Annotated in this window: 22 protein-coding genes; 13 read left to right on the top strand and 9 right to left on the bottom strand. The window is 65.7% G+C overall.

The window, feature by feature from the left end; translation table 11 throughout:
* Position 1 precedes the first annotated feature (1 nt).
* The 5 genes from OXC99_10785 to OXC99_10765 all read right to left on the bottom strand — a co-directional run bounded on the left by OXC99_10785 (position 2) and on the right by OXC99_10765 (position 7915).
* A complete protein-coding gene (locus OXC99_10785; protein MCY4625468.1) occupies positions 2-751 on the bottom strand; it encodes an HAD family hydrolase in 750 nt (249 codons plus the stop codon).
* Positions 752-1142: 391 nt separating this feature from the next.
* Positions 1143-3890, bottom strand: a complete 2748-nt coding sequence (gene gyrA / locus OXC99_10780; protein ID MCY4625467.1) for a DNA gyrase subunit A — start codon at positions 3888-3890, stop codon at positions 1143-1145.
* A 51-nt stretch (positions 3891-3941) separates the two neighbouring features.
* On the bottom strand, positions 3942-4430 hold the full coding sequence (locus OXC99_10775) for a PH domain-containing protein (GenBank protein ID MCY4625466.1): 489 nt from the start codon (positions 4428-4430) through the stop codon (positions 3942-3944).
* A 64-nt stretch (positions 4431-4494) separates the two neighbouring features.
* Positions 4495-6579 carry a DNA topoisomerase subunit B gene (locus OXC99_10770; GenBank protein MCY4625465.1) on the bottom strand — a complete coding sequence of 695 codons (2085 nt, stop codon included), beginning with the start codon at positions 6577-6579 and terminating at the stop codon, positions 4495-4497.
* 688 nt (positions 6580-7267) lie between these two features.
* On the bottom strand, positions 7268-7915 hold the full coding sequence (locus OXC99_10765) for an MBL fold metallo-hydrolase (protein ID MCY4625464.1): 648 nt from the start codon (positions 7913-7915) through the stop codon (positions 7268-7270).
* A 177-nt stretch (positions 7916-8092) separates the two neighbouring features.
* On the opposite strand from OXC99_10765, the gene OXC99_10760 reads away from it, so the two are divergent.
* From OXC99_10760 to OXC99_10750, 3 genes are read left to right on the top strand one after another with little or no spacing between them, the layout of a single operon-like run.
* Complete coding sequence (locus OXC99_10760) at positions 8093-9013, top strand: ABC transporter ATP-binding protein (GenBank protein MCY4625463.1); 921 nt, start codon at positions 8093-8095, stop codon at positions 9011-9013.
* On the top strand, positions 9013-9783 hold the full coding sequence (locus OXC99_10755; protein ID MCY4625462.1) for an ABC transporter permease: 771 nt from the start codon (positions 9013-9015) through the stop codon (positions 9781-9783). The genes OXC99_10760 and OXC99_10755 overlap by 1 nt, the downstream gene beginning before the upstream one ends.
* 21 nt (positions 9784-9804) lie before the next feature.
* Positions 9805-10509 carry a gamma-glutamyl-gamma-aminobutyrate hydrolase family protein gene (locus OXC99_10750; GenBank protein ID MCY4625461.1) on the top strand — a complete coding sequence of 235 codons (705 nt, stop codon included), beginning with the start codon at positions 9805-9807 and terminating at the stop codon, positions 10507-10509.
* A 304-nt stretch (positions 10510-10813) separates the two neighbouring features.
* On the opposite strand, the gene OXC99_10745 is transcribed toward OXC99_10750, so the two are convergent.
* Positions 10814-11545 carry an endonuclease/exonuclease/phosphatase family protein gene (locus OXC99_10745; protein MCY4625460.1) on the bottom strand — a complete coding sequence of 244 codons (732 nt, stop codon included), beginning with the start codon at positions 11543-11545 and terminating at the stop codon, positions 10814-10816.
* Between the two features lie 98 nt (positions 11546-11643).
* Positions 11644-12114, bottom strand: a complete 471-nt coding sequence (locus OXC99_10740; protein ID MCY4625459.1) for a GNAT family N-acetyltransferase — start codon at positions 12112-12114, stop codon at positions 11644-11646.
* A 41-nt stretch (positions 12115-12155) separates the two neighbouring features.
* On the opposite strand from OXC99_10740, the gene OXC99_10735 reads away from it, so the two are divergent.
* From OXC99_10735 to OXC99_10700, 8 genes are all read left to right on the top strand, one after another.
* The gene (locus OXC99_10735) at positions 12156-12917 is read left to right on the top strand and encodes a glycerol-3-phosphate acyltransferase (protein ID MCY4625458.1); all 762 of its coding nucleotides are present in this window, start codon (positions 12156-12158) and stop codon (positions 12915-12917) included.
* A gap of 161 nt (positions 12918-13078) precedes the next feature.
* The gene (locus OXC99_10730) at positions 13079-13441 is read left to right on the top strand and encodes a hypothetical protein (GenBank protein ID MCY4625457.1); all 363 of its coding nucleotides are present in this window, start codon (positions 13079-13081) and stop codon (positions 13439-13441) included.
* Positions 13442-13600: 159 nt separating this feature from the next.
* Positions 13601-14236 (top strand): 50S ribosomal protein L9, encoded by a 636-nt coding sequence (gene rplI, locus OXC99_10725; GenBank protein MCY4625456.1) that lies wholly within the window; start codon positions 13601-13603, stop codon positions 14234-14236.
* A 206-nt stretch (positions 14237-14442) separates the two neighbouring features.
* Positions 14443-15831 (top strand): replicative DNA helicase, encoded by a 1389-nt coding sequence (gene dnaB / locus OXC99_10720; GenBank protein ID MCY4625455.1) that lies wholly within the window; start codon positions 14443-14445, stop codon positions 15829-15831.
* Positions 15831-16499 (top strand): DnaD domain protein, encoded by a 669-nt coding sequence (locus OXC99_10715; protein MCY4625454.1) that lies wholly within the window; start codon positions 15831-15833, stop codon positions 16497-16499. The genes dnaB and OXC99_10715 overlap by 1 nt, the downstream gene beginning before the upstream one ends.
* Positions 16420-17820, top strand: a complete 1401-nt coding sequence (locus OXC99_10710) for an ATP-binding protein (protein MCY4625453.1) — start codon at positions 16420-16422, stop codon at positions 17818-17820. The genes OXC99_10715 and OXC99_10710 overlap by 80 nt, the downstream gene beginning before the upstream one ends.
* A 290-nt stretch (positions 17821-18110) precedes the next feature.
* Complete coding sequence (locus OXC99_10705) at positions 18111-19256, top strand: glycosyltransferase family 4 protein (protein MCY4625452.1); 1146 nt, start codon at positions 18111-18113, stop codon at positions 19254-19256.
* Between the two features lie 11 nt (positions 19257-19267).
* On the top strand, positions 19268-19879 hold the full coding sequence (locus tag OXC99_10700) for a CDP-alcohol phosphatidyltransferase family protein (GenBank protein ID MCY4625451.1): 612 nt from the start codon (positions 19268-19270) through the stop codon (positions 19877-19879).
* Positions 19880-20163: 284 nt separating this feature from the next.
* Here OXC99_10700 and OXC99_10695 read toward each other — a convergent pair whose 3' ends face one another.
* Complete coding sequence (locus OXC99_10695; GenBank protein ID MCY4625450.1) at positions 20164-20535, bottom strand: hypothetical protein; 372 nt, start codon at positions 20533-20535, stop codon at positions 20164-20166.
* Positions 20536-20700: 165 nt separating this feature from the next.
* On the opposite strand from OXC99_10695, the gene OXC99_10690 reads away from it, so the two are divergent.
* Both OXC99_10690 and OXC99_10685 read left to right on the top strand, forming a co-directional pair.
* The gene (locus tag OXC99_10690) at positions 20701-21258 is read left to right on the top strand and encodes a DUF488 domain-containing protein (protein ID MCY4625449.1); all 558 of its coding nucleotides are present in this window, start codon (positions 20701-20703) and stop codon (positions 21256-21258) included.
* Positions 21210-21938: a hypothetical protein gene (locus OXC99_10685; GenBank protein MCY4625448.1), complete on the top strand. Its 729-nt coding sequence runs from the start codon at positions 21210-21212 to the stop codon at positions 21936-21938. Before OXC99_10690 ends, OXC99_10685 begins: the two co-directional genes overlap by 49 nt.
* Here the strand turns inward: OXC99_10685 and OXC99_10680 are convergent.
* Positions 21898-22659, bottom strand: a complete 762-nt coding sequence (locus OXC99_10680) for a hypothetical protein (GenBank protein MCY4625447.1) — start codon at positions 22657-22659, stop codon at positions 21898-21900. The genes OXC99_10685 and OXC99_10680 overlap by 41 nt on opposite strands.
* Positions 22660-23128: the final 469 nt, after the last annotated feature.

The raw sequence follows: 23128 nt of genomic DNA, 5'->3' as shown, positions 1-23128 counted from the left end.
CCTATAGCTCACGTGCGTTTCTCCGCAGCAACTCCTCCACCCCTGCGAGGTCGTGCACCATCGGCACGCCCTCTGGGGGCGGGGTTTCCGGGGGGGTGTTGGGGTAGCGGTTGATGTAGATGGGGGTGATGCCTACGGCCATGGCGCCCTCGACGTCGCCGGTTACGGAGTCGCCGACCATGATGGCTTCGGAGGGGTTGGCGTTGGCGCGGGCGAGGGCGGTGAGGTAGATGGGGGCGTGGGGCTTGCCCTGGCCGACCTCGCCGGAGGTGACGACGAAGTCGGCGAGCGCGCCAAGGCCCATGTCGCGCGAGACCTTGTCGCCTGTGGAGTCCAAGTTGGTGATGACGCCGACGACGTACCCGGCGGCGCGGAGGCGCTGGAGGGTGTCGGCGACGTCGTCGAAGAGGGCCATGCCGTAGGGGATCTGTCGTACGCGCTGCCAGATTTGGCCTGCCACGGAGGGGGGCACGTCAAACCCGGCGCCCTCCAGGATGAGGCGCTCGTACTCGGTGAAGAAGGCGAGCTGGTCGGCGGGGGAGCGGCGCTGGACCTGGCTGCGGGCGTTCTCCGCCGACATGAAGGCGTCGGCGCGGAGGTAGCCGCGGGCGATGCCGGCGGGGGTGACGGTGTAGCCGAAGTCGGCGCAGGCCTGCGCCTGCACCTGCTCTCGTGGGGGCCAGAAGCGGGCGAGGGTGTTGTAGAGGTCGAAGAAGACGGCCTTGATCTTGTGGCTGCCGTTGGTGGTCATGGGGGTAGGGTAGCAGGGTGAGGGGCGCGGGGCAAAAGGGGGGCGGGGCGCAGCCCGGCTCCTCTGGATACCGGCATTCGCCGGTATGGTGGTGGGGGTTGGGTGGGAATGACGGTAGTAGTCGGTTGTGGGGTGCGCCGCCGCCCCTCCGCCCCTCTGGATTCCTGCCCCCGTATCGGGGTACGGGGCATGCTTCGCAGGAATGACGTGATAGGGGGGGAGCGGGAATGACGGTAGCGGTGGGGGGATGAGTGAGTGAGTACGCGGCAGACGGCCTCGCCCCTGGATACCGGCTTTCGCCGGTATGGAGGTTGGAGGGAAGGGACAGAAATGGAAAGAGCGACGCCCCGGTGGAGCGCCGCTCTTCCTTTTGGACTTGGTTGGGGCGAGGTTAGTCCTCTTCGGGCTCTTCCTCGTCTTCTTCCGCGTCGTCGATGCCGGTGGCTTCCAGTTCATCGACGATGTCCTCTTCCGGGGCGTCCTCGTCCTCTTCATCGAGGCCGAGGTCTTCGAGGGGCATGCCGAGTTGCTCGGCGCCGGCGGCTGCGTCCTCTATGTCCGAGGCTGCCTGGCCGTGCGGCGGGCGCGGGCGCCTGGTGGTGGGCTTGGCCTCGGCGTCGGCGGCTGCCGAGCGGCGGGCGACGCGCGGGGTGACGCCCTTTTCCTCCGGCGCGTCCGGCGGCGTGAGGATGGCCATGGAGGTGACGTGGTCGTCGTCGTCGACGCGCATGACGGTGACGCCGCGGGCGATGCGGCCCTGCATGCCGACCTCGCTGAGGGGGATGCGCTGGACCTGGGCCTTGGCGGTGGCGATGACGAGCTCCTCTGTGCCCTTGACCACGAGGGTGGCGGCCAGCGGGCCGGTCTTCTCGTTCACCTTGAAGGCGATGACGCCGGAGCCGCCGCGGCCCTGCCGGCGGAAGCGGTCCATGCGCGTCAGCTTGCCGAAGCCGTTTTCGCTGACGGCGAGGAGGTTGCCCTGCTGGTCGACGACGTCCATGGAGATGACGTAGTCGTCGTCGCGCAGGCGGATGGCGCGGACGCCGCCGGCGGTGCGGGAGCGGACGCGGAGCTGGTCGACGGGGAAGCAGACGGACATGCCGTTGCGGGTGACGACCATGATCTCGTCCTCGTCGCTGGCGGCCCAGCGGGCGGAGATGAGGTGGTCGCCCTCCTCCAGGTCCATGGCGATGATGCCGCTGCTGCGGATGTTGGCAAAGCGCTCGAGCGGGACGCGCTTGATCTCGCCCTTCTGGGTCGCCATGACGAGGTAGCCGCCCTGGCGGAGGTCCGTGAAGGCGACGATGGAGGTGACGCGGTCGTTTTCCGGCAGCGCGGGGATGAGGACCTTGAGGGGCGTGCCGCGGGTCACGCGGGAAGTGTTCTCCGGGATCATGTAGCACTTGAAGGAGTAGACGCGGCCGCCGTCCGTGAAGAAGAGGATGGTGTCCTTGGTGTCGGTTTCCAGGGTGTGGCGGATGACGTCGTCCTCTGTGGTCTTGCGCATGCCGACGACACCCTTGCCGCCGCGGTGCTGCAGCTTGTAGGTGCTGAGGCTGGTGCGCTTGGCGTAGCCGTTGTTGCTGAGGGTCACGACCATGCGGGCGTGGGCGATGAGCTCGTCGCGGGTAAGGCGGCGGGCCTCCTCCGGGCGGACCTCTGTACGGCGCCCGTCGCCGAACTTCTTGCGGAGGTCCTGATTCTCCTGTTTGACGGCGGCGCGGACGAGGGCCGGGTCGTTGAGGAGCGCCTCGAGCTCGGCGATCTGCCTGGTGAGCTCGGTGTGCTCCTCCTCGAGGCGGAGGTGGTCGAGGGCGGTCAGGCGGCGGAGCTGCATGTCGAGGATGGCCTGCGACTGAATTTGCGTCAGGTCAAAGCGGGAGATGAGGTTGTTGCGGGCAGCCTCGGCGTCGTCGGACCCGCGGATGATGGCGATGACCTCGTCGAGGTTGTCGATGGCCCTGAGGAGGCCTTCGAGGATGTGGTCGCGGTCGCGGGCCTTGTCGAGGTCGAACTGGGCGCGGCGGGTGATGACCTCGACGCGGAACTCGATGTAGTGGTGGAGGATGTCGCGGATGGTCAGCACCTGGGGCTGGCCGTCGACGAGGGCGAGCATGTTCATGTTGTAGGCCATCTGGAGGGGGGTCTGCTCGTAGAGGTTGCTACGGACGTAGTACGGGTCAGCTCCAGCGCGGAGCTCGACGACGACGCGGAGGCCCTGGCGGTCGGACTCGTCGCGGACGTCGCTGATGCCCTCGATCTTCCGGTCGCGGGCGAGCTGGGCGATCTTCTCGACCATGCTGGCCTTGTTGAGCTGGTAGGGGATCTCCGTGATGACGATCTGGTTGCGGTCTGAGTTGCGTCCCAGGGGCTCGATGTCGGCCTTGCCGCGCATGAGGATGCGACCGTTGCCGGTCTGGTAGGCGGCGTGGAGGTTGGCGCAGTCTTGGCCGGCCATGATGATGCCACGGGTGGGGAAGTCCGGGCCCTTGATGAACTTCGGTACGAGGTCGTTCACGGTCGCGTCGGGGTGGTCGATCATGTGGGAGACGGCGTCACAGAGCTCGCGCAGGTTGTGGGGCGGGATGTTGGTGGCCATGCCGACTGCGATGCCTGACGCGCCGTTGGCGAGCAAGAAGGGCAGGCGGGCGGGCAGGACGCTGGGCTCGTTCAGGGAGTCGTCGAAGTTGGGGGAGAAGTTGACGGTGTTCTTGTCCATGTCCTGGAGCATCTCGGTCGCGATGGCGGCGAGGCGGGCCTCGGTGTACCGCATGGCGGCGGGCGGGTCGTTGTCGATGGAGCCGAAGTTGCCCTGGCCGTCGACCATGGGGTAACGCATGGTGAACGCCTGGGCCATGCGGACCTGGGCGTCGTAGACGGAGGCGTCGCCGTGGGGGTGGTACTTCCCGAGCACCTCACCGACGAGGCGGGCGCTCTTCTTGTAGCCGGTGCCGGGGCGCATGGCGAGCTCGTCCATGGCGTAGAGGATGCGGCGCTGGACGGGCTTGAGGCCGTCGCGCACGTCCGGCAGGGCGCGAGCGACGATGACGCTCATGGCGTAATCGAGATACGAAGCGCGGAGCTCCTCGTCAATGCGCCGGGGTTCAACGTTGCCGATGTTGCCTGCGTTGGTGGTCATTGCTGGTTACCTCCGGAGATGTATCTAGCGCCCGTGGTGCGGGCGAACCTACTAAAGCGGGAACTTCTTCTTCCCCTTGGGTTCTGCGAGATTTGCGTGTTCCGTAACCGTCCTGGCGAAGGTTTCCTGAGATGACTCAGGGCTTACCTGTGCTATGCGCCAGGTCTCGTCCTTCTCGCGAACAATGTGGACACCCTCTGCCAAATCACCGCCGCCAGTCGCGGCTACGCCGGACAAGGACTTGTAGGGCAATTCAACCGCGATGTCCCCACCGACGACCTTGTGCTTGAGAAAGAGGACTCTCTGGTCAGTGGCGAGAGCAACGCCACGGTCGCTGTAGCGGCCCCATACCTGGAGTCCACGCTTGAAGGGGACGGCGGGCTCAAAGAAGGTGCAGTCCGACATCGCGAGTATGCCCTCGTCCGTCCGGAGGGTGTGCTGGAGAAGCTTTCGCTCGGCGACGTGCTTGCCCTTGCCCCATTGGGCCGGCTGAGCGGAGCGCCACTGTTCATCAATGCGCCCTATTTTTTCCTGGTTCACGGTGAAGGTACTCCCGAAAGCTTGCACTTTGACAAGCCGCTGGCAAACCGATGGCGCAAGCCCGCTAGACGTCCAGGTTCCGAACGGTCTTGGCGTATTCCATGATGAAGGACTTGCGCGGGGCGACTTCCGCGCCCATGAGGCGGTCGAACTCCGCGGCTACGAGCTGGACGGCGTCGTCCCAGTCCTCGTCGCTGTCACGATCCTCGCGGTCGTCGTGGTCGAGGAGGGAGGCGACGTCGGTCATGTTGACCTGCAGCAGCGTGCGGGTGGCGGGGTCCAGGGTGGTCTCCCAGAGCTGGTCCGGGTTCATCTCACCGAGACCCTTGTAGCGCTGGAGGCTCACGCCGCGCTTGCCCTCGAGCTTCTTCATCGCGGCTTCCAACTGGGCCTCGTTGTAGACGTAGTCCACCTTGCGGCCCTGGCCGATGCGGAAGAGGGGCGGCTGCGCGATGTAGAGGTAGCCCCTGCGGATGAGCTGCGGCATGTTGTGGAAGAAGAAGTTGAGCAGCAGCGTGCGGATGTGGGAGCCGTCCACGTCGGCGTCGGTCATGATGATGACGCGGTGGTAGCGGAGCTTCTTCTCGTCGAAGTCCTCGCCGAAGCCGGCGCCGATAGCGGTGATGAGGATGCGTATTTCCTCGTGGGAGAGGAGCTTCTCAAGGCGGGTCTTTTCCGCCTGGTAGGCCATCCTGGAGCCATCGCCGTTGGCGTCGCCGTTGCCGCCGTTCATCTCGACCTTCTGGCGGCCCTGGGGGTAGAGGACCTTCTCCACGTTCAGGATCTTGCCCTTGAGGGGGAGGATGGCCTGGAAGGAGCGGTCTCGGCCCATCTTGGCGGAGCCGCCCGCGGACTCACCCTCAACGATGAAGATCTCGGACTTCTCCGGGTCGCGCTCGGAGCAGTCGGCGAGCTTGCCTGGGAGGCCGGTGCCGTCGAGGGCGTTCTTGCGGATGACGAGCTCGCGGGCCTTGCGGGCGGCCTCGCGGGCCTTCTGGGCGAGGGAGCAGCGCTCGACGATGCGCTTGGCGTCGGCGGGGTGGTCTTCGAGGTAGATGGTGAGCTGCTCGGCGACGATGGACTCGACGACGGGCTTGATCTCGGCGTTGCCGAGCTTGCCCTTGGTCTGGCCCTCGAACTGAGGGTCGATCATCTTCACGGAGAGGACGGAGGTGAGGCCCTCACGGACGTCCTCTCCCTGGAAGTTGTTCTGGTCGTCCTTGACGAGCTTCTGCTTGCGGCTGAAGTCGTTCAGGGCGCGGGTGAGGGCGGCGCGGAAGCCGGTGACGTGGGTGCCGCCCTCTATGGTGGCGATGCAGTTGACGAAGGCGGGGGCCTCCTCTCGCACGTTGGTAGTGTACTGCATGGCAAGGGCGACCTGGGTGGTGCCGGAGGCCTTGGTGATGTTGATGACATCGTGGAGGGTCTCACGGCCGTTATTGAGCTCGCCGACCATCTCCTTGATGCCGCCCTCAAAGCGGTACTTGACGCGCTTGCCGTCGAGATCGCTCTTGAGGTCGATCTCGAGGCCGGGGTTGAGGTAGGCCATCTCCTTGAAGCGCTGGGCGAGGGTGTCAAACTCGAAGGTGCAGGTGGAGAAGATCTGGTCGTCGGGCATGAAGCCGACGGTGGTGCCGCGGGAGGTGGACTTGCCGACCTGCTTGAGCTCCTCGACGCCCCTGCCGCGCTGGAAGTCCTGGCGATAGCGGGCGCCGTCGCGCTTGACCTCGACCCACATCCACTCGCTGAGGAAGTTGACGACGGAGGCGCCGACGCCGTGGAGTCCGCCGGACACCTGGTAGCTGCCGCTGCCGAACTTGCCGCCGGCGTGCAGCTTGGTGAAGACCGTCTCGACCGTCGAAACGCCGGTGACGGCGTGCTTTTCGACGGGGACGCCGCGGCCGTTGTCCTCGATCTTCATGGAGCCGTCGGCGAGGATGGTGACGGTGACCTTGTCGCAGTAGCCGGCCATGGCCTCGTCGACGGCGTTGTCGACGATCTCGTAGACGAGGTGATGGAGACCGCGCTCATCGGTGCTACCGATGTACATGCCGGGGCGGAGGCGCACGGCCTCAAGGCCTTCTAGTACCTGGATATCGGCTGCGCTGTACTGGGCTTTGGCCACAGTTCCCTCAAGAAGTTCCGTCATCGTATCTACTCCGCTACGGGGATCCATCGTCCCCGGTATTCGACGGGGCCGATTCGGCCGGGCCGGGCGCCCGGAAGAACCGGAACCGTTTGGTTAACGCCACGCTCCGGAATCGACTGCGCAGCGGGCGCCGGCCGGCCTATCTGGAGGCGGGTCTGCGAGGCCGGCGCCATGACCCTGATACATTATATCTGAAACAGATTGAAAACGCCACCCTTGGGGGCGATTGTGGAGGGTTTCACGGGAGCGGCGCAAGGGGACGGTGTCAGCCGCCGGGATTGCCGGGGCAAACGGGTTGCCGGACGGGGGGTGAAGGGCGTCCGGATGGGTGGGAGGTGGTGGGGAGGGAAGTCAAGCACGCGCCGGTTGTCGGGGTTCCTGCCTGCGCAGGAACGACGGTGGGGGTGGGCGGTGATGGCCGAGGTGGTTGGTTGTGGAGGCGCCCCACCTCTGGATGCCGGCTTCCGTTGGGATGGGTTGGGATTGCGAACGGGTTGATGGCGGGCGTGCCCCTCCCCCCGCCGCCCCTCTGGATTCCTGCCTGCGCAGGAATGACTGTTGGGGTTAGCGGGAATGCCGAATGGGCCAACGCCCTTTCGGCATTCCCTGCCACAGGCGCAGGGCCAACGGGCGATTCGCGAATCGCCCTTACGGAAGCGAGTGCCGCATGGAAGGTAGTTGCAGGGGGTTACTTGTCGCCGCGCCAGAGGACGTCTCCGCAGAGGTCCGGGGCGTGGGGGCGGCCAGCGAAGTCGGCGTACTCCTCCTTGGCGTCGCCTATGGTGGTGTCCGCGCCGTGGCCGGGGTAGACGGCGGTGTCGTCGGGGAGGGTGAATAGGCGGGTGGTTATGCTCTCGATGACCTGCGCGAGGGCCTCCGGGGTCTGGGTCTTGCCGGGGCCGCCGGGGAAGAGGGTGTCGCCGGAGAAGAGGTGGTTGTCGAGCAGCAGGCAGACGCCGCCGGGGGTGTGGCCGGGGGTGTGCAGCAAGTCCAAGGTAAGCTCGCCTACTTGCAGGGTCTCGCCGTCCTCGAGGTGGAACTCGGGCGCGTTTGGGGCGAGGCGGGGGGTGTCGTCGCGGTGAAGGCCGATAGGGGCGGTGAGGCCGGCGCGAAAGGCGTCGTAGCCCTCGATGTGGTCGCGGTGGCCGTGGGTGATGGCGACGGCGGTCACGTCGGTGCCGGCGGCCTCAGCGAGGACGAGGTCGGCGTCGCGGGGGGTGTCGACGATGAGGCTCTTGCCGGTCGCCTTGCAGACGATGATGTAGGCGTTGTTGTCGAAGGGGCTGGCGACGATCTTGTGGATGCGGACGCGGTCGTCCTCGAAGTGCACGGCCATGGTTGCCTCCTTAGGTGTGGGCTACTCCCCATCCCCGGCCTTCGCCGGGGCAGGCTCTAACCTTCCCCCTGAGGGGGAAGGGACTTGTGGAAAGCCCTTCGACAAGCTCAGGGCGAACGGTGGGCTGCTCCGGATGTGGGTGGCTGCACGTAGTGTACTATAGGTGTGGAGGCGTTAGTGGAACCCATCGTTCAGGTTACGGACCTCGTCAAGCGCTACGGAGAGTTCACCGCTGTCAAGGGCATCAGCTTCGCCGTCGAGCCGGGGGAGTGCTTTGGCATTCTGGGGCCCAACGGCGCGGGCAAGAGCAGCACCCTCCGCATCCTGACCGCAATCTCGCCGGCCTCATCCGGGCAGGTCGTCATCGACGGGCTGGACGTGGCGCAGCACCCGCGGCTGGTGAAGGCGCGGCTGGGCGTGGTGCCGCAGGAGGAGGACCTGGACACGGACCTGCCGGTGCTGCAGAACCTGCTGGTGTACAGCCGGTATTTTCGGATGCCGCCGAAGCTGGCGCTGGAGAGCGCCAAAGAGGCCCTCAACTTCTTCGAGCTGGGCGACCGGGCAGAGACGAAGGTCGACACGCTGTCCGGCGGCATGAAGCGCAGGCTGGTCATTGCGCGGGCGATGCTTAACCGCCCGAAGGTGCTGGTGCTGGACGAGCCCACGACGGGGCTCGACCCGCTGGGCCGGCACCTGGTGTGGGAGCGGCTGCTGGAGCTTCGGCGGCAGGGGATCACGACGGTGCTCTCGACGCACAACATGGAGGAGGCCACGGCGCTGTGCCGGCGGCTGGTCATCATCGACCACGGGGAAATCATCGCGGAGGGGCAGCCGAATGAACTGGTGCGGCAGTCGGCCGGGCGCGAGGTGGTGGAGGTGCGGCCGCCGCTGGGCGAGATTGCGGCTGTACGGGGGCGGCTGATGGAGCTGGGGCTGCAGGTGGAGCGCGCGGGGACGGCGCTGCTCGCGTACGGCTCAGACGCCGTCGAGCTGGAGCGGCAACTGGCGTCGGAGGGGCTGCAGGTGCTGTACCGCACGGCCAACCTGGAGGACGTTTTCCTGCGGCTGACGGGCCGCAGCATCGAGGAGGACGACTAGTGGAAGCGCCCAACGCCTTCTACGCCGTCGCCGTGTGGCGCAGGCACCGGGACGCCTTCCTGCGCAACTGGACGACGGAGGCGGGCGGGGTCTTCCTGGAGCCGCTCATCGTGCTGGGGGCGTTCGGGTACGGGCTGGGGCAGTTCGTGGGGGAGTTCGAGGGCGACGTCTCGTACGCGGCCTACATCACGCCGGGGCTCATCGCCGGGTACGCCATGTTCCACGCACTGTTCGAGGGGGCGTACGGGGCGTACCTGCGGCTCTCCATGCACCGGGTGTTCAATAGCATGCTGGCGACGCCGATGCAGGTGGAGGACCTGGTGGCGGGGGAGATGATCTGGGGGGCGAGCCGGTCGGTGCTGACGGCCATCGCCGTGCTGGTGGTGGCGCTGGGGTTCGGGCTGATCGAGTCGTGGCTGGCGGTGCTCGCCGTGCCGGCCGCGTTCCTGGTGGGGTTGGTCTTCTTCCCGATGGCGCTCAGCGCGACGGCCGTGGTGCCGAGCATCAACTCGCTGAACAACGTGTTCACGGTGGTGGCGGTGCCCATGTACTTCGTGAGCGGCATCTTCTTCCCCGTGTCGAGCCTGCCGGACTGGATGGAGCCCATCGTGTGGGCGCTGCCGCTTACGGCCGCGGCGCACCTGATGCGCGGGCTGGTGCTGGGGCCGCTGGACATGACCCACCTGTACGCATTCCTCGCACTGGTGACGATGGCCGTCGTCTTCGGGCTGGTTGCCACCGCGCTGATGCGGCGGCGTCTGATCACGTAGGCCGAAAGGAGCTTTCCGCACATGGCAGAGGAACGCAGGCCGGTCATCGTCGTGACCGCGTCGACTGTGGGCGCGGCGCAGGCGTACGTCGACGCGCTGGCGCCGTTCGACGCGGAGGCGGTGGTCGTAACGCCGCTCAACGTCGAGGCCGAGCGCGACGCGATCGCACGGATGGACGGGCTGCTGCTGAGCGGCGGCGCGGACGTGCACCCGAGCCGATACGGGGAGCCGCCGGACCCGAACGCGGGGCTGCTGCTGAACGAGGCGCGGGACGCCGTCGACTTTCCGCTGCTGGACGAGGCGCTGTCACGGGACCTTCCGGTGGTGGGCATTTGCCGCGGGCTGCAGGTGCTCAACGTGGCGTGCGGGGGCTCGCTGCTGCAGCACGTGACCGGGCACCGGGCGGAGGGGGACAGCCCGTTCGTGGCCGTGCAGCACCGCATCTGGATCACGCCGGGGAGCAAGCTGGCGGCGATCGTCGGCGCGGGCGGGCAGGTGCGGGTCAACAGCGTCCATCACCAGGGGCTGACGGAGGCGCGTCGGGCGCCGTCGCTGATGACGACGGCGTACTCGGTGGAGGACGCGCTGGTGGAGGGGTTGGAGAGCCCGCGGCACCGGTTCGTGGTGGCGGTGCAGTGCCACCCGGAGCGGACGACGGAGGTGCCTCGGCAGTTCCAGAATTTGTTTGGGGCGCTGGTGCACCAGGCGGCGACGCGGGAGGGGTAATGGGCTCAGGGTGAGTGGCCCACCCTACCCCGCCTCTCTCCTCTCTGCCCTCGTTCCCGCCGACAGGGCTGGGCTTGTCGGTGTTCCTGCCTTCGCAGGAACGACGTGTTGGGGGGCGGGAATGACAGTGAGGGGCAGGAATGACGCGGTGGTGGGCGGCGATGCGGGCGGGGTGCGGGCGCGGCAGCCCCTCCCCTGGATACCGGCTTTCGCCGGTATGGAGGCGGGGGCGCTGGTGCAGCGACGGGGGTTCGTGGTTGGCGGGGTTGCCGCTTGTTGGCGGCGGGCGATTCGCGAATCGCCCCTACGAAGTGCGGCTGTTGACCACGCTGGCGGCTATGCCGAAGTGGTCTGAGAGCCGCTTCCCTTCTTCTTGGACGTTGCTGATGGTGTGCAGGGACTCTGCTGCCAGGCCCTCGCCCAGGGCAATGTGGTCAATGGTCTTGCGGTCGTGGAAGGCGTGGTCTGCGGTGACGATGGGTATGCCGGGTGGGAATGCTTCCGTGAGCTTCGTTTGGAGGGGTCTGGGGGCTCGGGCTCCGGGGCCGATTATCTGGTTGAAGTCTCCCATCACTATGAGGCGCTCTGCGGGCAGTTGCGCGAGGATTGCGGTCAGGCCTTCCAAGTAGGCTTCGTGGTCTTGCCATCTCGCTTTGCGGTTGGCTCCTCGGTAGGACTCCGTGCGGCAGCCCCACCATGGGATGCAGATGCCGACGACGGTGACCGCGCCGAGGGGTGTCTGGGTGACGCCGGAGACGAAGCGGCCGGGCGGTAGGGAGGCGAGGCCGAGGTCATCGACTTGCTCCCAGGGCTGCTTCGACCAGAGGAGGACTTTGCGGCGGCTGGCTTTGGGTGTGTAACCGTAGTCGTCGCCGGCAGAGATTGTGTAGCCAGTGGTCGCGAGGAGGGCCTCGTGCGCCTCGGTCAGGCAGACGATGTCGGGGGCGTGCTCCTCGATGCGGCGCAGGATCTCTGGTGTGCGCCGTGAGGTTGGGGTGGCCCACTCGGTGTTCCATGTCAGGGCGTTCAGTTTCATGGCTCTCCTCATTCGGTTTTACCCTCAATTGGGGACTCCCCCCGCACCCCGCCCCTGGATACCGGCCTCCGCCGGTATGGAGACGTGGGGGCGGCGGGTTACGGTGGCGGAGGTGGAGGCTGCTCTGTGAGGTAGCGGCGGAAGCCTACTGTCAGGGCCTGGTAGCCGATGCGGCGGTAGAAGCGGTGGGAGATTCGGCGGTGGTTGCGGCTCTGGAATTGGAGCTTGTAACAGCCGGCTTCTCGGGCCGCTTCCTCACACCAGTCCATGAGGGCGCGGCCGATCCCCCGGCCACGATGGGCCTCGTCGACGACCAGGTTTTCCATCTGGCACCAGGGCTGCGCGTGGTGGCTGAGGTTGGGGAGAATGGCCATCATCAGTGCGCCGACGACCGCGCCCCCGACCTCGGCGACAACGAGGCGCATGCCGGGCTGGCGGGTGACGGCGTCGATGGCGGCGCGGGCGGTGGGTTCGTCGGGCGCCTCATCGGGCGGGTCGAGCTGGCGGAGGAGGCGCAGGAGCGCATCGACATCACCGGCATTGGCATCGCGAATGGTTACCTCGGGCATGTCTCCTCCTGCTGGCAGGGTGGGCACCGACAGTATAGTGGATGGGGCTCCGAGAGATTGCCGTCGGCGCGCTCCTGATGTTTAATGAGGTTAGACACCCTGACTTGGGACTTTCCATGCTGCCGATAACGCTCGCTTTCCTGGCCGGGTACCTGTGGGGCGGAGTCCCCACTGCCTACCTTTGGGCGCGTTTCCGGGGCGGCATCGACATCCGGCAGTACGGCTCCGGCAGCATGGGGGCCTCCAACGTCATCGCCCACGTGGGTCGGCGCAGCGGCATGGTCCTCGGGCTGGTGGACGGCTTCGTGAAGGGCACCGCGCCCGTGGTGGTGGCGAACTACCTGGGCTACTCCGAGTGGGTCCAGGCGACGGCCGGGCTGGGCGCTGTCGTCGGGCACAACTGGTCGCCGTACCTGCGATTCACGGGCGGCCGGGGCATCGCGACGACGGTGGGCATCCTGATCGGCTTTGGCATGTGGCCGGAGCTCCTCTTTGGCGTCATTGTCGGCGGCGTCTGGGGCGGGCTGTTGCGCAAGCAGTCCGCCATCTATTTGCTGGCCGTGATGGCATTGAACCTTCCGCTGGCCTTCATGCTGAACGAGCTCGACGTCATCGAGCGCAACACCGTGCACATGACGGTGCTGTGGTCAGTGCTGGCGCTGATGGTGCTGAAACGGCTGGTCGCCAACTGGCAATCGCCACTGGAGGGCGAACCGATGGTGCGCGTCCTGCGCTACCGGCTGCTCTTCGACCGGGACATCGCAAACCGGGACGAGTGGATAACGCGCAGGCCGGACGAGTAAGAGAGATGCAACAACAGCCCGGGGGGACGTTGGTTCCGATGGAGTGCACGTTCCATCCACAGACGGAGACCTTGCTGAAGTGCAGCAAGTGTGACCGGCCTATATGTGGCAAGTGCGCCATCACCACACCCGTCGGCGCCCGGTGTCCGGAATGCGCCCGGGTGCAACGGCTTCCCACCTACTCGCTCCCCGCGCCGCAGCTTGGGATGTCCGTCGCGGTTGCGCTGGGTGTTGGTGTGGGGTCGGGCGTCTTCCTGGGGTTGCTGGAGCAGCTCATCCCCGGCGGGTTCTTCGGCGCGATCTTCGTGGCGCTGGGCTATGTGGGGGCGGGCTACGTCATCGGCGAGTCGATCAGCCGGGCGAGCAACCGCAAGCGGGCGACGCCGCTGCAGCTGCTGGCGGTGTGCAGCTACGGCCTCAGCATCATCACCTTCTCTCTGGTGGCCGACGGGCTGGTGATCGGGCTTTACTCGCTCGTGGGGTTGGTGGTCGGCGCGGCAATGGCGGTGAACCCGTTCCGGTAGGGGGCGGTGGTCCCGCCCCGTGCTCGACGCCCTTCGACAGGCTCAGGGCGAACGGATCGCTCTCCCGGCCGCCCAGCCAAGCTCCTCCATAGCTCGGCTTCACGCTCCGGCCTTGCTGTGGTACGCTTGTTAGGTTCACTTTAAACGTGAGGTGCTCCTGTGCGCGTGCAAGTGGTCTTTCTGGCGGACGTGCCGCCCAAGCATTTGGCGGGCGACATCCGTGCGGTGTCCGGTGGGTATGCCCGCAATTACCTGATCCCGCAGGGGCTGGCTGCGCCGGCGACGGCGGACCAGATGAAGCGGATTGAGAAGATCAAGAGAGCGGCTGAGGCCAAACGGGCCCGTGACGCCTCGGACTTGCAGGGCGTCGCCAACCTGCTGGACGGGCTGAGCGTGACGCTCAAGGGCCGCTCCGGCCAGGGCGGCAGGCTCTACGGGTCCATCACGACGATGGCGATAGCGCAGGTATTGACGGACGCCGTGGGGCACGACATCGACCGGCGGATCATCTCGCTGACGGAGCCCATCCGCGACCTGGGCACCTTCCAGGTACCGGTGCGGTTGCACATGGACCTGATCCCGACGGTGACGGTGGTGGTCGAGGACGCGTCGGGGCGGTATTTTGCCGCCGTGCCGGAGGCTGAGGGCGAAGAGGGCGCCGACGAGGACGCGGAGACGGTCGACGAGGTCTCGGAGGACGAGGCTGAGGCTGAGGACGCTGCGGAGGAAGAGGCGGAAGAAGCCGAGGCGGAGGACGCGGCTGAGGAAGCAGAAGTAGAGGACAAGCCCGAGTAAAACGGACCGCGAATCGAGCATTAGAACGGGCCCCAATGTGGGCCCGTTTGCTTTGTGTAGAACACCTCGGTTGCCAGGCGAGGAGACTGCTCAAAACTTGCATTTCGCATGCTGGAATGGACGGCCTTGCCCCCTTATCCTTGTCCTTTCTCACGTCACCTTCAGCGGACTTGTGTGCATGGTGTAGTATAGCATATATGTTCGCAATGGATAGAGCAATGGTGTACGCGGAACGGATTCTCCCCCACGACATAGAGGCGGAAGAGGCGGTCATCGGGGCGCTGCTGATCGACGGCGACGCCATCCACCAGGTGACGCCGGTGCTGCGGCCCGCGGACTTCTACCGCGAGCGGAACCGGTGGTGCTACGAGGCTGCGCTGGAGCTCTCGCAGCGGCCGGAGGCGATCGACCTGGCGACGCTGGGGCACGAAAGGGCGCGGCTCAGCCGGCTGGAGGAGGCGGGCGGGTACGAGTACCTGAGCCAGCTCTCGGCCACGGTGCCGACGTCCGTCAACGTCGAGTATTACGCGCAGATCGTGCGGCGCACAAGCGTCATGCGTCAGCTTATCCACGCGGCGTCGGGCATCGCGAGCCTCGGCTACGAGAACGGCTCGGACGTAGACGAGACGCTGACCCGGGCGGAGGACCTGCTGTTCCGGCTGCGAGGCGCGGGCGCGGGCCGGGACTTCGTCCACATCCGGGAGGTGCTGGACCGGTACCTGGAGGAATCGGCGCGCATCACGTCCGGGCCGCTGGGGTTGAGCTCGGCGCCGGTGCCGACGGGGTTCTCGGACCTCGACCAGATCCTTGGCGGGCTGCAGCGCTCCGACCTGCTGGTGCTGGCGGCGCGGCCGGGCCTCGGCAAGACGGCGATGGCGCTGAGCGTCGCGCGGAACGCGGCGCGCTACGGGGCGACGTCGGCGATCTTCAGCGTGGAGATGAGCCGCGACCAACTGGGGCAGCGGCTGCTGGCGGCGGAGTCCGGCGTCGACAGCTACCGGCTGCGGCAGCATCTGTACTCGGAGCAGCAGGAGCAGCGCATCGTCGACTCCACCGGTGTGCTCTCGGACCTGCCCATCTACATCGACGACACGCCGATGCTGACGGTCATGGACCTGCGCAGCAAGGCGCGGCGGCTGCACCTGGAGCGGAACGTCGACCTGATCATCGTCGACTACCTGCAGCTGATGCAGGGGACGGACACGCGGGGCAACACCAACCGCGTGCAGGAGGTGAGCGAGATCTCACGCTCGCTGAAGGCGCTGGCGCGGGACCTGAACGTGCCGGTGCTGGCGCTGTCGCAGCTCAGCCGGGCGGTGGAGAACCGGCCCTCGCACCGGCCGCAGCTCTCGGACCTGCGTGAGAGCGGGAGCATCGAGCAGGACGCCGACGTGGTCATGTTCATCTACCGGGAGGACATGAACTTCACGCAGGAGGAGTGGGAATCCCGGTTCGTGGACAAGCCGTACCCCCGGGACATCGCGGAGCTGATCATCTCCAAGCACCGGCACGGAGCGCTGGGTTCCCTGCATCTGCGGTTCGAGAGCAGGCTGGCGAAGTTTGTGAGCCTGACGGACCGCCCGGAGCCCTCGTGATGGCGGCGCGGTCGCCAGACGTGGTGCCGGTGCCGGCGGCGCTCTTCGGGCCGCTGCTGGAGCGGGTGACGGATGTGACGTCACTGAGGTGCGCGCTGCGGGCCGTCTTCGTGCTGCACCGGAAGCAGTCGGCTCCTACGAGTCGGGGGAGGCCCTCGATTGTGACGGCGGCGGAGCTGGCGGCGGACCCGGTGCTCGGCCTGGGCGGCGACGACGTCGTCACGGAGCGTGCGCTGGCGGAGGCGGTGGAGGCCGGGGCGCTGCTGCGTGCTGGGGCGGGGTACTGTCTTGACACTGCGGCGAACCGGCGCGCGGTGGCGGCGGGGGCCGGTTGGCGGGGCGGCTGGCGCGACGACGGCGTCGGGCCGTGGGATCCCGCTCCCGCCCCTGAGGCTGCTCCCCGCCCCAACCTGTTCAAATTGTACGAGGAGAACATCGGGGGCATCACGCCGATGGCGGCCGAGCGGCTGAAGGACATGGAGACTGAATTCCCGCCGGAGTGGATAGCCGAGGCGATTGCGGAGGCGGTTGTGAATAACGCCCGCAGCCTGCGTTACGTGGAGGTTGTGCTGCGGCGGTGGAGGGATGATGGCCGAGGAGATGGAGCGGCTGGGGGACGTGCTGGCGCGGTTCGAGCAAGCGAGATCGTCCGGCGCCCCGTACGATAGCCCGGAGGAGGAAGAGGCGCCTGTCTGCCCCTTGTGCAACGACACAAGGTGGGTGCGCGTCGACGTGCCCTTTGGGCACCCTCGATGGGGCTCCATCGACCCGTGCTCGTGCTGGGAGCAGGAGGGCGCGCAGGAGCGCCGTGAACGGCTGCTGCGGTACAGCAACCTCGGGGTGCTGGCGCGCTTCACCTTCGACACGCTGGACGAGGAAGGGCGCAGCGAGGACCCGGACGACCGGCGGCTGTTCAGCGCGGCCGTCGAGGCCGCCAAGGCTTTTGCGGAGTCGCCGACGGGGTGGCTGGTGTTCGCGGGGCCGAGCGGGTGCGGGAAGACGCACCTGGCGGCGGCGGTGACGCACCGGGCCGTCGAGGCAGGGACTCCGGCGCTCTTCATGGTCGCGCCGGACCTGCTGGACCACCTGCGGTCGGCGTATGCGCCCAACAGCGACACTGACTACGACCTCCTCTTCGACCAGGTGCGGAACGCGCCGGTGCTGGTGCTGGACGGGCTGGGCGCGCAGGCGTCTACGCCGTGGGCGCAGGAGAAGCTGTTCCAGGTGCTGAACCACCGCTACAACCTGGAGCTGCCGACGGTTGTCACCCTCGCGGCGCCGCTGGAGACGCTGGAGGAGCGGTTCCAGACGCGGCTGGCCGGGGCGGGCGCGGGCCCGGGATCGGGCCCGGGGGAGGTGCACACGCTGGCGCTGCCCCGCTCCTCGACGGGGCGGTCGCTGGGATCGCTGCCGGAGCAGATGCGGGCGATGACCTTCGACGCGTTCTCGGTCGCGGGCAACGGCGCGAACTCGCGGCAACGAGAGTCGCTGCAGGCGGCGCTGGCGGCGGCGGTCAACATAGCTGATCATCCAGAAGGATCCTGGCTCGTTTTGGTCGGGAGGACGGGCGTAGGCAAGACGCATCTGGCGTCGTCGATCTGGAACGACCGGATGCGGAAGGGACAACCCGCCTTCTTCGCCTTCGTCCCCGAGCTGCTGGACCACCTGCGCTATACCTTTGGGCCCAACAGCCCCATCACATACGACGAACTGTTTGAGCGGGTGAAGGGCGCGGAGCTGCTGGTGCTCGACGACCTGGGCTCCCAGGCCACAACGCCGTGGGCCAAGGAAAAACTCTACCAACTGTTGGTACACAGGCATAATGCCAGACTCCCTACTGTAATCACAATGCTGCCTGACGATGAACTGGCTCCCCCATTGGCTTCCCGCCTGAAGGACGACACATTCGTCATGGGACTAGAGATTGCCGCGCCGGACTTCCGGGGGGATTCTTCGCCGCCATCAGCGTCCCCGCGGCGCGCGCGGTAGAGCCGACCCAGCCACTTAACGGCCGCACATTTGCCGCAGACCTCCTGCGCCCGTGGAATTGGTGTGGCAACGGCGGCATTCACCCCGGCAGGAAACACCTTCCCGTGAGCCACCTGTAGAAGATTCTGGTCAAGCAGATCCTTACCCGCAAGGAACCGGTGTCAGGGGCTGAAGGGCGAGCGCTACTTGACGGCGGACGCAGGCCGTCGGGGCTGTTTGCGCGCGATGGGCTTTTGCTACAATGCGCGTGTTCACGTTGCCTTCCCGTTGTGATACCCCTTGGGGTGTGTATGAAGATAGCCCTGGTTTCCCCGTATGACTTCGCCTTTCCGGGCGGGGTTACGGTCCACATAGAGCAGCTGGCGCAGGAGTTCATTCGCCAGGGGCATGAGGCCTGGATCATTGCGCCTTCCTCTCAGCCGGCTGATGCGCTTCCCTTCGACCGCTTTGTGCGGCTTGGCGTGCCGGTGCCGGTGCCGGCTGGGGGGTCGGTGGCGCGGCTGTCGCTGTCGCCGTGGCTGCTGCGGAACGTGCGGGAACTGCTGGAGCGGGAGCAGTTCGACGTGCTGCACGTGCATGAGCCGCTGACGCCGCTGCTGCCGTGGCTGGCGCTGCACTGCTCCAAGACCATCAACGTGGGGACGTTCCACGCGTACCACGGGCACAGCCGGATCTACCCGTGGGCGGCGCCGCCGCTGCGGCACTGGTTCAGGAAGCTGCACGGGCGCATTGCGGTGTCTCCGCTGGCGAAGATGTTTGTGGAGCGGCACTTTCCGGGCGACTACCGGGTGATCCCCAACGGCATCGACATCTCCCGGTACCACGAGGGGGTGGAGCCCTTTCCGCAGTTCCTGGACGGGAAGGTGAACATCCTGTTTGTGGGGCGGATGGAGAAGCGGAAGGGGCTGAAGTACCTGCTGATGGCCTACAGCCGGCTGAAGTGGCAGTTCCCGAACCTGCGGCTGCTGGTGGTGGGGCCGGGGACGCCGGACAAGGACAGCTACCGGGTGCTGGGCGAGCACAGCCTGGGGGACGTCGAGTTCCTGGGCGGGGTGTCGCAGGAGGACCTGGTGCGGTTCTACCGGACGGCGGACATCTTCTGCTCGCCGGCGACGGGGAAGGAGAGCTTTGGGATTGTGCTGCTGGAGGCGATGGCGTCCGGGACGCCGATTGTGGCGTCGCGGCTGGAGGGGTTCGCGACGGTGATGGAGGACGGGATGCAGGGGCTGATGGCGCCGCCGAAGGATGACGAGGCGCTGGCCGAGGCGCTGCAGCGGATGATCCAGGACCCGACGATGCGCTCCGCGATGGGGGCGTTTGGGGAGCGGCGGGCGTACGAGTTCCGCTGGGAGCGGGTGGCCGGGCAGGTGCTGGAGTACTACGAGGCCGTGCGGGAAGAGGTTGAGGGCAACCGGCCGGCGACGGCGGCGGTGTAGGCGATGGTGACGTGCAGATAGACCGGGCGAAGCTGCGGGCAACCGTCGCGCGGTACTACGAGGAGCCGATAGCGCGGGCGCTGATATGGGCTCGCATCGGGCCGAACGCGGTGACGCTGATCGGGCTGGCGCTGGCGGGGGTGACGGCGTACCTGATCGCCATCGACTGGCTGCTGTGGGGCGGGCTGATGCTGATCGTGTCGGGCGGGCTGGACTCGATCGACGGGGCGGTGGCGCGGATGAGCGGGAAGGCGTCGAGCGCGGGTGCGCTGCTGGACTCGGTCGTCGACCGGGCGGCTGAGGGGGTCGTGCTGTTCGGCGTGCTGTGGCTGGCGGTCGAGTCGGACGACGGGACGCTGGCACTGCTGACGTTCGTCGCGCTGCTGGGGTCGCTGCTGGTGAGCTACGTGGTGGCGCGGGCGACGGCGCTGGGGTCACCGCGGGCGGTTGGGCTGATGACGCGGCCGGAGCGGGTTGTGGCGCTGGCGGTTGGGCTGGTGACGGGGTTCCTGACGATAGCGGTGGCGGTGATTGCGGTGCTGGCGACGGTGACGGCGGTACACCGGCTGTGGTACGGGTTGTCGACGCTGCGGGCGGGCGCCGACGAGACGCCGGGGGCGTAGGGGCGCGGCGGTCGCGGGCAGCCACGAGGGTTGCCGCAACGGCGTCAGGGTTGGCGAGCGAGCCGGGCTTTGAGCGCTGGGTGTTCAGGGGTCCCTCCTTGGTGTGATTTCCCTCTTTGTGATGCCGTGGCTGGCGTGCGCTCGCGGTGCGGGCGCTTCCACCATTTGTTTGGATTCGTCGCTGGATGGCCCGTAGCTGCGGCCGAGGTTGTTTCGCATTTGTTTTGTAGGGGAAGTGTCGCATTTCAGCTACAAGGCAATTTTTTTGCAAAACACCCCCCTCCTCAGGGGCCGAACCGTATGCGATCGTCGGCGCGGGCCATGTGGTGGAGGACGGTCATGGTCTGCAGGATGAGCTTGGGGTCGGAGGTCGGGTCTGCGAGGAGGTCGTCGAGCCTGACGCGCAGGAGGGCGACCTCCTCGACAAGGGCGTAGGCGCGCCTGGCGTTGTCGTAGACCTCCTGCTGCTCGGGGGTGAGCCGCCTGGAGTAGAGGCCGTGGGTGCGGGCGTTCTGGTTGCCGATGGGTGCGCCGCCCTTGTTGGGGGAGGCCGGGGCGCCTTCGCCGGCGTCGGGCTCGCGGTGTTGGGCGGCGGTCACGGCGGTGAGGGCCATGGCGGTGAGGTCCTTTTCGAGGTCCTTGAAGGGGTCCGGCATTGGTGTCCTCCCGTGTGTGTGATGGGAGGAGGGTAGGGAGGGGGGAGGGTTAGGGGCAAGGGGGATGTGTCAGGGTTGGGGGGGTGCGTTGTGCTACTATATTCTGACTAGACAAGTAACTGGCTTGAGACCGAGGGGCCACAGCCCTGTTGCAGGAAACTCTGCGTGACAACCGTTTTTACAATTGGTCACTCCAATCAGTCGGCGGAGGCGTTCGACGCGTTGCTTGCTGGCCACGGGATAGAGCTCTTGATTGATGTTAGGTCGAAACCGTACAGCCGGTTTAGACACTTTAATACCGACAGGTTGAGTCAGCGGCTAGTTGGTTCCCGTATCCAGTATGAGCATTTGCCGGACTTGGGTGGGCACCCACCAGAGGATGAGTTTTACGAACGTGGTAGGGTTGTATATGAACGCGTCGCCATGAGGCGACAGTTCAAAAGGGCTATCGAGCAAGTTATGGACTTAAGTGAACAGTTTCGCCTTGTACTCATGTGTACAGAAGAAAATCCGGCGCGATGTCACCGCGATCCACTTTTGGCTCGAGAATTGTCTGAACGCGGAATCGACGTGCAACACATACGAAAAGATGGTTCATTAGAACCAGCCAATGCCATGGTGACAGAGCCAAGTCCGCAGATGATGCTCTTTGCCGGAACAGGAGAGGATTCTACGTGGCGTTCACCAAAGCGAATTCGACCAAAAGGCCGCCAAGGCCAATAGAGGTCGGATTCGCTCCCTCAATCCATAACGCAGTTGTTTTTGGTCATCGCGATGCAGACGGCCATCTTGCCGCTGAACAGACTCGCGATTACTTGATCCAAAGGGAACTTGAAGTCACTCAAGTTGTGTCTTCAGTAACGCAGAACTATTGGTTCTGGAAGCGGTTAAGGGGCATTGACCTCACCAGCTATGACGTGGTCGTCGTTGTCGACATCGCCTTCAGATTTGGTAATCCTGAAGAATCACTCAATTACTTGCTTGAGGTTGCCGACAATCATCCTGACATACAGTTCATTGCAATAGACCATCACCCACTAGCCCAACCCAAGACGCACCGAGACAACTTGGAGCTGTACGCAGTTTCTGATCCCTACGATTGTTGCTTGGGCATTCCTGATCCCGACCTTATGGCCTTAGCGGCCTTGTGCGATGGTGCCCCGACAAGAATCCCCAGCACACCTGCCTTGGAGAAGCGCGCTCGGGGAATGCGCCGTGCTGCGGCCGATATCTATGGGATTGCAGGGGAACAGCTCTTGAAGCTAATCCGGCAACGCAATTGGGCAATCTTGGAGGCACTAGCTGATGAGGACATGGAGATGCACAAGACAGCTCGCGGAGTGCGACGAGCTGTGAGCCAACCTAGTCCCCAGCTACAACTTGCGAAGAGTATTGCCCTTTGAGGGCGTCCCAGATGGGAGCTTGGATAGTATAAGTTACTCCGGCCTTCGCACGCTGGTCGCTAGGTGTTCCAAGAATTCTCTTTCTTAGTTTGGGGGTATGAGTGCTGAATCGAACCCTAAACTCTTCATTGGTTAGGAAATCTATAGGTATGTCGGCCAAATGCGCCGCAAGGTAACCCCGTGACAATTTACTCCGCTTTGCACGCTTAGGGTCTGTCCTAATCTCTAGAGAAGTGACTGGGCTCTGGCGCGTGGTTGGGAACGTGGGGAACGGTCCCATACCCAACGTTTCGGCAAAGACCTTTTCCTTAATCTCGACCCTGAGCCCAACGAGCACAAGGCCCTTTTGCCAACGGCGATTTAACTCAGTCTTCCATCCTGGCTTGTTTCCAAGTTCCCAAGCCAACGTCGCTAAACTCTGGTCATCCAGAACCTGAGGCAACAGTACAGTTAGGGCCTCGGTTGAGGGATCTCTCACGGCTTCTGTTGCGAGGTCTGCAATCTGAGTGGCAAGTTCAATGGGCTTGCCCGCGCCGCTGGATCCACGAGCGACCACTGTCATAAACCCCGTTCGATGGATGGGGCGGGCAAGCAGTTGTGCGAAGACGCATCCTACCTGTGGCCGCAGGAGCCAATCAAGATAAACTGCTTCCGTAAGGATGTCGTCAGCAATGAATTCAGCTTCGCTTGCGATTAGGTCATGATGCTTCAACTGCTGCAAATAGTCCCGGCGTGTTGGGAATGCCATTGTGCGTCCGTTGTCGTCCGCATGGGGCAAAGGTGAACGCGGTGTCTGCTTGAGTAAGTCTCGCATGTTTGCAAATCCAAAAGAGATTCACACCGGACAAGTGCTACTTGCTTCAAATGCAGTAAGTGATTACCTGAAGAACTACACAATTCAAGTTGGTGTAATTGACTACGATACAGTTGCGAACTCTCTCGGCGCAAGTCATCTTTGAAACATTTGTCTTGGAGTTTCCCTCGGCATCTCGGAAAGCCGCTCTTGCTGGAATGACGGTGATGTTGGGTGGTGAGGGCGATGGGGTAGGGTGATGGCGTGCCCCTCGCCCCTGGATACCGGCCTGCGCCGGTATGGAGAGTTGGGGTTGGCGGGTTCTTCGGCGGGCTTATTGTGGACGGGGACTCCCCCATCCTAACCTTCCCCCTGAGGGGGAAGGGACTCCCCGCTG

Source organism: Chloroflexota bacterium, assembly GCA_026713825.1.
In the GTDB taxonomy this organism is placed as follows: domain Bacteria; phylum Chloroflexota; class Dehalococcoidia; order Lucifugimonadales; family UBA1127; genus UBA1127.
The sequence above is the reverse complement of the archived record's forward strand: the minus strand, read 5'-3'. Positions and strand labels throughout refer to the sequence as shown.